The organism is Bacillus cereus group sp. Bc031, assembly GCF_027716265.1.
Classification (GTDB): domain Bacteria; phylum Bacillota; class Bacilli; order Bacillales; family Bacillaceae_G; genus Bacillus_A; species Bacillus_A paranthracis.
The window spans coordinates 1-9,552 of sequence record NZ_JAQFUL010000128.1 but is presented as its reverse complement, the minus strand read 5'-3'; the positions used below and the strand labels follow the sequence as shown (position 1 = coordinate 9,552).

The following is a 9,552-nucleotide window of genomic DNA, read 5'->3' as shown; positions in this document are numbered from 1 at the left end:
GGCATTGAACAAACTATTGTTTGTTCCTGCCAACCGGCGAGGGAGCCCCTCAAGGATTGAGGGGTTGGGGAGTTCGAATGATGGGGTCTGGGGAAGAGTTCCCCAGTGGGTTTGGGCAACGCCCAAGGTTTTGTTTTTGCCACGTGTAATGTGGCTCGGCAAAGCCGAAAAGCGTCGCAGACCCCTATCGATTTTGATGCGAAAGCGTCAAAATACGTATAGGGTTACTCTAATTGACACCATTTCGTCGCTTTGCTAGACTTATGGTATCAATTAATCTAGGGAAAGTGGTGGCACTTTATGTTGGGTTCTATCTCATTTAATCAATCTCACCAAAGTTCATTAAGCCACAATAATAGGGAAAATATTCATGGGAATCCTGGCATTGATCCAGCTAGGTCAGAGGAGAATATTTACTTTGTTCAAAAGGACATCCGAAGTGTATACAAGGATGTCTTTCAAGAAGCGGTGGACAAGTATAACGAGAAGCAAAAACGGAATGACCGTAAGATTGAGAATTACTATGACAAAATACATAAAGATGATAAGACGCATGAGCAACGAGAATTGGTCGTAGCGATTGGAGAAGGTAAAGACGACCCGAAGTATAGGGAAGCTAAGAAAGAAGCGTTAAAACGGTATGCTGAAGCGTTTCAAGAGCGGAATCCCAATCTGGCAGTCTATAACATGGTTTTACATGATGACGAAGCAAATCCACATTTACATATTAACTATGTACCGAACTTTGAAAGTAGTCGAGGATTAACGAGGCGTGTCGGAATGGATAGAGCTTTGCAACAACAAGGTGTCGAAGGAACGGGAAGAAAGTTAATTGCGCATTGGAGAGAAAGGGAAACCGCTTATATAGAGCAATTGGCTAAAGAATATATTCCGAATTTTGAACGTGCTAATGTAGGTTCACATAAGTACATGAAAGTCCGTCAATACAAGGAGTATGCAGAAGCAAAGTCAACTATTGAAAATCAAGTAGAGGAAAAAGAAACTAAGTTACAAACGATTGACGATCATTTAAAAAATGTTGAAGAGAAAACAAACGAATTAGAAATGACGAAAAAGAGTTTGGAAAGTGATGTTGTTGATACGTACAAAGAATTAGAGATAGTAAAGCAACAGGTAGAGAGTGAAAATGAAAAGCTGCAGCTAATTGGCCAGCGTCATGTGGAATTAGAAAAAAGAGTAGAACAAATGCAAAAAGAATTAGATAGTGCTAGTGATCGAGTGCCAAATGAACCTGTTAAAATTCCATTTTTACGTAAAGAAGTAGTAGTAGAAGTACAGGATAAAATGTTTGGAAAAGCTGAAATTACAAAGAAACAGACAAGAAATTATGTGTTATCACCAGAACAATATCAAGAAGTAACAAAGCAAGTGAATGCAGCGGTCACTATCAAAAAGGATCATGAGCGTTTGAGAGAAACAGACTTTGTGAAAGAGTATGAAAGTTTAAAAATGACTGCAGAAGGTTGGATGAAAGAAAATAGAACATTGAAACAGGAAAAAAACCAGTTGCAAAAAGAGGTTGGCCTATTAAATAGAGAAATTAGCTCATTAAAAGCTCATATAAAGGGTTTGCAGACAAATATAAGAGTTTTATATGTACAAACGAAAAAAATTTTTAAAGAGCAATTTAAGAGGTTTAGAGAGATTGTTAAAAATGAATTGGGTAGCAAGGGAGTAGATAATCAATTTGAACGTGAACATAAGAAGGAAATGAATAAACATAGAGGGTTGGATATGGAAAGATAGATATAATAATGGTGAAAAAGAATTGATTTTTAATAGATGGAAACCTTTAACAACATATTTCATGTTATTATATAGAAAGACGAAAAAACCGCCCAAAGTCTTGGCGGACAGGCGGTTTTTCATAATAAGGTTGGGATCAACCAATATATATTCTATATACATTCTAACATATAAAAGTTGATTCCTTCCACTAAGGGAGAGAATTATTTTATGACAAAAGTTGTAGATTTTGGACAAGCTGAAAAAAAAGCGAAATTAAGAGATCGGAAGATTGATAGTATTTATGATCAGTTGCAAGCCGGTGGTTATTCAGAAGAAGAGAAAGCAATGCTCTTACAGTTATTAAGTAAGGCGACTGGCGGAGAAGAATATTTCATTGCAAAAAAGAAAAAACCAACGGATCGGGTGAGATTTGTGCAGATTATAATGGATAATATGGAATATTTAAATGGTATTGGATATTTCACTAATGCAGAGCAAGCGTTTTTGTTGCAAATTTCTTCTTATTTGGAATTTAAAACTAATGTAATTATTGAAAAAAATAATAATGATAATGAAATTGATACTAATGCAGCAACGCCTAGCTATTTAGCTGAAAAGCTTGGTAAAACAAGAGAAAGTGTTTCTAAAACAATGAATTCCTTGTTAAAGAAAGGTGTTTTAGGGGTTGCAGAAGCAGGAATGACAACTGATGATGGAAGGATTTGCACAAGTCGTACATGGTTTGTAAATCCTAATATTATGTGTTGTTCTCCAAAGGATAGTGTTGATAGGGCAACTCAACATATTTTTAAAAGGTCATTAAGGAATTTTAAGGTTAAGGGTGATACTAAAAAACATAAATTACCTATTTATTTATTTTAGATGTCAATTTTACTATTGACATCTTTTTTTGTGCTGTTTTTTCCATTTTTTAGGTGTGAAAAAAAAATCACACAGGTGTGAAAAAAAATTCACACCCTATGTCGTATAAACCCTTGTTATTACTGGATTTCTTTACTTTCCTCTTCTCACTCTTATATATAGAGCTAAAAGTTCCGCAAGGAACAGGTCGTATTTTTGAGCAAACAACGCTCAAAAATCTCCACCTTCATAATAAAAAAGGCGGTTCGTTCATCCTCACCTAAAGACTAACGTCTTTTCTTTTTTATTATGTCCTTGCAAAACTTTTTTCGGCTGGTTTTTAGCTTTCACCAAGCCGAACAGACCAAAAACGAGGTATAGTTGCTCGACTTGGACTAGCAATTATACCAGCCGAACCGCTTAGATCAATCGCTTAAAAATAGTTCTTATAGAATATGTTGATACGTAATACGTGGGGTTTCGCCCCCACACGACGAGCCAGCACTCACACCCAAAAACAAGAACATCGTTTAAAATCAAAAACATATGTATGTTTAATATCATATGTTTTACAATCTTGGTTCATTAAAGAAGGCTGCGGAAACAGTTGTTCTTTAATAAAAATAAAATAAGCTGTCCATATTGGCAGCTTATTTACATAATTCTCGAAAGCGGAAGTAAATTGTAAAAGGTTGGAATGATTATATCCAACCTCTTTTTATGAACTCTTAATTATATAACAGTTGATGTTATTTTGATGGCTTTATAGCATCAACTATAAGAGAAACAAAACCAAGCTCTCCATCCTTATTTCTATGATCAAAACGCTTAGATCTGTAAATAAATCCTTGTTTTTCATCCCATTCATGGAAATGAAAATCTTTATTCTCATCACAATATTCTAGAAGCTTTACCTCGAAACCGGCTTCTTTAAACATGGAAGTTATAGTTTTAAAGTTATGTACAATTTTATGACTTGCTGCTGGATGATCCTTAGGCCCTGGTCCACCTACTTGTACTCCATTTTGATAATCTTCATCTGGGAAAAAACCATCGGGAACAGCACAACGGATATAACCACCAGGTTTTAGAAAATCAAAGCATATTTTTGCAGCTTCTTTCCCTTCTTCATAGGTTAAGTGTTCCCATACATGTTCAGCTAAAATAGCTGTTACGGTGTTAGGTGAAAATTTTCCCTCCCAATCATCCCGTTTTAACAAGTTTAGTTCTGTCTCTTCTGTTTGTATCCATTTAGGATTGTTATTGTATTCTCCAGCACCAACAACCACTCTTATCTCTTCTTTTAAAAGCATAAGGTCATCTCCTTTACAGCATTTATAATCAAATACTTCACTTTGTATTATACCGTTTTATCTTAAAATTAAGAAATGTATATTATATTCGTGTTCGGTTAACATAACATCTCATTATCGGTAGCAAATCTTTTGCTAGAATCCTTGTCTATACAGTGATTCTTCTTTTTTTGTTTGTTTATTTGGTATACATGATTTTATACATCGTTGATGTAGCGGGGATTCTAGGGATTCTCGCTATTCTTTTTTTGCATAAAATCTTGTATATAGAAAAAAGATTTTGATGTTATTATCGAGAAGTAATACATATCGGTGTTAAAATCGGAATGTATTTCGGAAATTAAATCGTTTTTAAAATCGGTTTTTATATCGGTTGTAAGTACATTTCGATTTTGATTGGAATGTTGATTTAATCGTATTTTTTAAGTGAAAAACGAATTCCGTTTTTGGGGGAGGAATAAAAATTGGAACTAAAATCGGAAATGCATACACCGAAAATTGTTGCGGATCTTTTAGGAATTACACCTGATTTGTTAAAGGTATGGTCAAATGAATTTAATATACAAACGGAGCGAAGTCAGGGAGGACATCGCAGATACTCGAAGGAAAATATAGAAGAATTAAAAGGAATAAAAGAAAAAATACAGGCTCAAAAATGGTCTTACGATCAAGTTCGGTCATGGCGAAACGGAGAACTTGATTCGTTTGTTTCAAAAGAAGAAAAATCAGAATTAGAAAAGAAACTGAATGAAGTATTAGAAAATCAACAGTTACAAAATCAATTTAATCAAGTACTCGTTCAGAAATTGCAAGAAATTACGAATGAATTGGTTACGACAAAAGAGCATTTAGCAAATACAGAGAAAAAATTAACTGAAGTAGAAGGTAAAAACAATGAATTAGAAGTTTTTATAGAGAAGAAGCTAGAGAAGCGAGATCAGTTATTGCTTGAAAATATTAGAGATATGCAGGCGCAAAATCAGAAACAAAAACGGAAAGGTTTTTTCGGTTTGTTTAAAAAGTAAATTTGTCCGGTATTTTATGTAGGGTTCTAATGTCGGAAAAAGAAGAATAGAAATATAGCATACATAGAATAAGGGAATGCAGTATAGATCAGTCTACAAGCATTCCCTTGCTATAAAATATGTGAAATAAATTAAAAAAAGATAAGGAATAGAAAATCTTTTATAGGAGTAAGGGGAATCTGTTGTCCTTGCGACTAATAATAGGACGTTATGATAAATAGGATTGTATATGATATACAAGTGAATAATTATTTTTGAAAATCTAATATATGTTGTATCGTTTGATTTTTATCAGTATTACTTTCTGAATATATAATCTTAACTGGAGTATCATCAGTGATATTCCAATCATAAGGCATTTTAAATATTAAAAAACCTTCTATTTCTTCATTAGGTTGTAAATGAAATGGAATTTGTTTTTTATCTTTATTATATAAGTATAGACTTTGGTTATAATTATAATTAGGTGCTAATATATAAAATTTATTAGATGGGTATTGCATATTTTTTTTTGTGTTATTTTTCATTTTAATATTAATTTGATATTCAATGTATTTATCATTATTTATATTCACAGTATTTTTTTGAGTATTCATATATGTGATTTTGAAGTCATTGGTAATAAATTCTTGGTTTAATATAATTGGTTTTGATATAATTTCATAATTTTTATAATCTTTGTTAACTGAATTATATTTTAGCGTACATAAAGCACATATTATGATTACTGAAGTGATAAGTATAATTTTTTTGTGTTTCATATATGTTTGTCCTCTGAAAATAGAATAGTTCCATTATTAATAGTAAAGATTTCTTCTGTTAATTGACTTAAAAAATGTTTATCATGACTAGCAACTAATATGGTTTTGTTTTTTAATGTTTTAAGTAATTCGATTATAAATTGTATACCGTCTTCATCAAGTGCATTAGTTGGTTCATCTAAAATTAATAATTCAGGGTCTTCCATTATTGCTTGTGCGATTCCAAGTCTTTGTTTCATACCTAATGAATATTTTTTAAATGGTCGTGTATCATGTGGATCTAAACCAACTTGTATTAATGTTTGTTTAATTTTTTCATCATTAATATTGTTATTGAGCATAGCTAATAATTTTAGATTTTTAAATCCAGAATAGGATGAAACAAAACCAGGATATTCTATAATAAAGCCTGTATTTTGTGGGAATGAAATGTCTTTACGTATGATTTGTTTATTTACTGTGATATTCCCACTATCAATTTTTATTAATCCTAGAATAGCTTTAAATATCATTGTTTTTCCTGAACCATTTGGACCTTTAAAACCATATATTTTATTTTTATATAATTTTAAATTGACATCATTTAAAACTGTTTGATTTTTAATTTTTTTATGTACATTTTGTAAAATAATATAAGGTTCCATTTTATATAAACTCCTTTTATGTTTAATATTCTCTATTTTTATAAAGAAATGTTCCTATAATATAAAATAGAAAGCATAATATTAGTTCTATTGAAATAATATATGTGAAAGAAATATTAAATTCAATTATTCTTGAAAACATAGTTCCGTTTATCCATAAAATTTTATAGTTAGGAATATAAATAGTTATAAATGTAATAGAAAAAATGATAACTACAGCATATATGCTTTTCATAAATTCTACTAAATTGTTATACAATAATATCATACAAGTTAAAGATAATATTTGAATGAGAATAAAGAATGTTACGTTAATATTAGAACTATTTTGTATATGATATAGAGTTCTAATAAACTCGCCATTTGAAAAATTAGGATTAAAAAATATATAAGTAATAACAATTATAAAAGAAATAATTATTACTTGATAAATAAGAATGACACAAAATGATAAGAAACATTGAATAACAAAAATATTATGATAGGAAATTGATCGTCCTATTAAGAATAAAGAATATTTTGTTGTTATTATTTTAAAAGAATCCCCTATGATATAAAAAGGAATTATTTCTAAAATCAACCACATGATAGGGAAATCAAAATGATTTGTTTTTACTAATTCATATTTAACTCCAAAAAACAAATAAAAGTATATATCTGTAAAATAAATGTGAGTATTAGGGATTCCTATTATTGAACTATTAATTTTAATGAGATATACAGTAATTGCCAGAATGGAGATAATAAGGAATATAGCATTAAAAAATTTGATTTTTGATATACTCCAGAATAATAAAAAATCACGTTTTATAAGTAATAAAAATTTTGAGTTCATCAAATTTCTCCTGATTAATGAAATTCTTTTTTACTATATACATGGTGAAATCCTACTAATACTATACATAGAATACCTAAATTGTATGTACATTGATTAATAATAGTGTTTAATGTGAGAACATCGATTTTTTTTATGACAATACCATGATAAAGAATAAAAGATATATTCAATTTTATATGTAAAAATTGATCTAATAAAATCATCATTATTATACATATAAAGCTTAATAAATTATTTTTGAGTACAATATTTAATATAGATTGTAAAAGTAATATATTAAAAACACTAACAATTAGTATTATTGTGTAATAAAAAATATATAGATATGCTGAATAATTATTTAGTTCAAAAGATGTATGGGTATATATTTTGAATACACTCGCATTTATAAAATATATAATTGTGAGTGTGAATACATATAGAACGGATAGCATCATGATTTGTATAGTTTTAAATGTAAAGTAATGATATATAGTTTTAAATCTAACTATTAAAAATGGATTATCCTGTTGATGTATTAATATTGTTGTAAGAATCAAACAAAAGGGAAGAAAAGTAAAGGAAATAAATCCTTCACTTTTAAAACTTAAAAATATATTTAATAATTCAAATGAAAAGTTTGCTCCTCGAACAAATGAATAAGTATTAAATAAACTTAAAATCCAAAATAAGATAAGGGATAAGAATATAAAAAAGATATTTCTTTTTATATTTTTATAAAGGTGTAAGATAGATTTAGAAAATAACACGTTTTTTAACTCCTTGATAAAATAAGATAGTCGATATACTTAAAAGTGAAATAGCTAATATAGTAATATATAATAAAGAACCATTTTGTATTGTCTGTATTTCTGGTAAAAAGAACATTGGAGATATTGGAAAAGAAATAAATAAATTCATTATGGTTAAGACAATTTGAATAATAAATCCAATAATTAATACAGAAAATTGATTGTTATAATAAAAAGAACAACTAACAGATAGTAATGAAAAAATTCCTCCAAAGAAACCAGATAGAACAATATAAAATAAAACATGTATAAAAGGATGATTAAAATATAAATCAGGGAAAAAAGTAGAAGTTTCTGTTAAACCAATGTTTGAATTAATAATAGGATCAACAGGTACATTTGGTAAAAATAAAAAGGCAGCCAAAAAATCAAATAATAAAGGTAATGTAATAACAATAAATCCTGTTAAAAAGGATGTTAAAAAAAACGTTGTGAAATATTTTTGTTTAGTAGTTTTAGATAAAGAAATATATAGAAATCCATTATTTTTATCTTGTTGTATAATATTACCTACGCCAATAGTTGCTATAATTGGTAATAAAAAATAATACATAGTTTTAAAACTGGATACCAAATCAATTCCTATCCATTTTGTATAAGGAGAAAAAAAAGAATCAGCGGTATGTAAAGAATGAGAAGCACTTATAACAGAAAAAACAAGTTGTAAGAAACAAATACTAAAACCAATCAATAATGATAAATATAAGTGTTTATTATTTATACGTGTAAACCAATATGTAAACATTTATAAAACGCCTCCATAAAATTTTTAATAAGATAAATAAAATGCCAAATAAAAAAAGGTAGTGATTGAGTAAGTCGATCGACTACCTTTTTTATTTGGCATTTTATCTATCAGGTTGCCAAGAACCATAGGCAGAACCATTACCATATTTTTGAGCATTAATCCAAGCCGAAGTACCCTTACCCTGTCTTTCTGTTGCTAAATTATATAATCCAAGATTAGAACCTTTTTTTATAGTGTAATAATGACCATCAGCAACATCGAATCCATTTGCCATAGCATATGCTGTAAAGTTCTCAATACCACTCATACTTGTACAATCCATGTAATAATAAGAATCAGTCCATTTTTGAGCAGAATATGTACGATCATCAGGATTCCAAAAACGATATTCATTATGATAATCAATAGAATATTGACCATCTGCACTAGCATAATTATTACTGATAGCACTCATTCCTACTAAAGCAAGACCAGCTACTAAAAATAAATGAAGTCCTTTTTTCTTCATTTGTTTTCCTCCTCTATTATTGTTTCTCTTACAAGATGCAATGTTATACCTGGATATAGTGTTTGTAAATACTTTCCTTTCCGAAAAAAATATGCAATATTGCATATTTTTATAATTTAAATACTAATTGTCGAATAACTCAAATTATAGAGAAAAGATGGTTGCATGTGTTGGTCAATCAAAACGGACCTAGCGAAGCGAAGGGAGTATTTGACTTGACCAACTGGATTACACCCGAACCCTCTTGGCATTGAACAAACTATTGTTTGTTCCTGCCAACCGGCGAGGGAGCCCCTCAAGGATTGAGGGGTTGG

Annotated in this window: 8 protein-coding genes; 3 read left to right on the top strand and 5 right to left on the bottom strand. The window is 29.5% G+C overall.

The genetic code is table 11. The features are described from left to right. Positions 1-300 precede the first annotated feature (300 nt). Together PDQ33_RS27055 and PDQ33_RS27050 are read left to right on the top strand one after the other, a co-directional pair. Positions 301-1,767, top strand: coding sequence for a plasmid recombination protein (locus PDQ33_RS27055; RefSeq protein WP_012552741.1), 1,467 nt, complete (start codon positions 301-303; stop codon positions 1,765-1,767). Positions 1,768-1,977: 210 nt separating this feature from the next. After that, entirely contained in the window at positions 1,978-2,631 is a 654-nt protein-coding gene (locus tag PDQ33_RS27050; RefSeq protein WP_012552744.1) for a hypothetical protein, read from the top strand. Positions 2,632-3,359: 728 nt separating this feature from the next. Here the strand turns inward: PDQ33_RS27050 and PDQ33_RS27045 are convergent. Next, positions 3,360-3,923 (bottom strand): class I SAM-dependent methyltransferase, encoded by a 564-nt coding sequence (locus tag PDQ33_RS27045; RefSeq protein WP_098377561.1) that lies wholly within the window; start codon positions 3,921-3,923, stop codon positions 3,360-3,362. A 464-nt stretch (positions 3,924-4,387) separates the two neighbouring features. Between PDQ33_RS27045 and PDQ33_RS27040 the strand changes: the two genes are divergently transcribed. Beyond that, positions 4,388-4,948 carry a MerR family transcriptional regulator gene (locus PDQ33_RS27040; protein WP_050224772.1) on the top strand — a complete coding sequence of 187 codons (561 nt, stop codon included), beginning with the start codon at positions 4,388-4,390 and terminating at the stop codon, positions 4,946-4,948. Positions 4,949-5,196: 248 nt separating this feature from the next. Here the strand turns inward: PDQ33_RS27040 and PDQ33_RS27035 are convergent, their stop codons facing one another. The 4 genes from PDQ33_RS27035 to PDQ33_RS27020 form a co-directional block, all read right to left on the bottom strand. Continuing rightward, positions 5,197-5,709, bottom strand: a complete 513-nt coding sequence (locus PDQ33_RS27035) for a DUF4352 domain-containing protein (RefSeq protein WP_050224771.1) — start codon at positions 5,707-5,709, stop codon at positions 5,197-5,199. Continuing rightward, the gene (locus tag PDQ33_RS27030) at positions 5,706-6,353 is read right to left on the bottom strand and encodes an ATP-binding cassette domain-containing protein (protein ID WP_050224770.1); all 648 of its coding nucleotides are present in this window, start codon (positions 6,351-6,353) and stop codon (positions 5,706-5,708) included. The genes PDQ33_RS27035 and PDQ33_RS27030 overlap by 4 nt, the downstream gene beginning before the upstream one ends. A gap of 1,573 nt (positions 6,354-7,926) precedes the next feature. Then, positions 7,927-8,727 (bottom strand): hypothetical protein, encoded by an 801-nt coding sequence (locus PDQ33_RS27025; protein WP_050224767.1) that lies wholly within the window; start codon positions 8,725-8,727, stop codon positions 7,927-7,929. Between the two features lie 103 nt (positions 8,728-8,830). Next, a complete protein-coding gene (locus tag PDQ33_RS27020) occupies positions 8,831-9,238 on the bottom strand; it encodes a hypothetical protein (protein ID WP_050224766.1) in 408 nt (135 codons plus the stop codon). Positions 9,239-9,552: the final 314 nt, after the last annotated feature.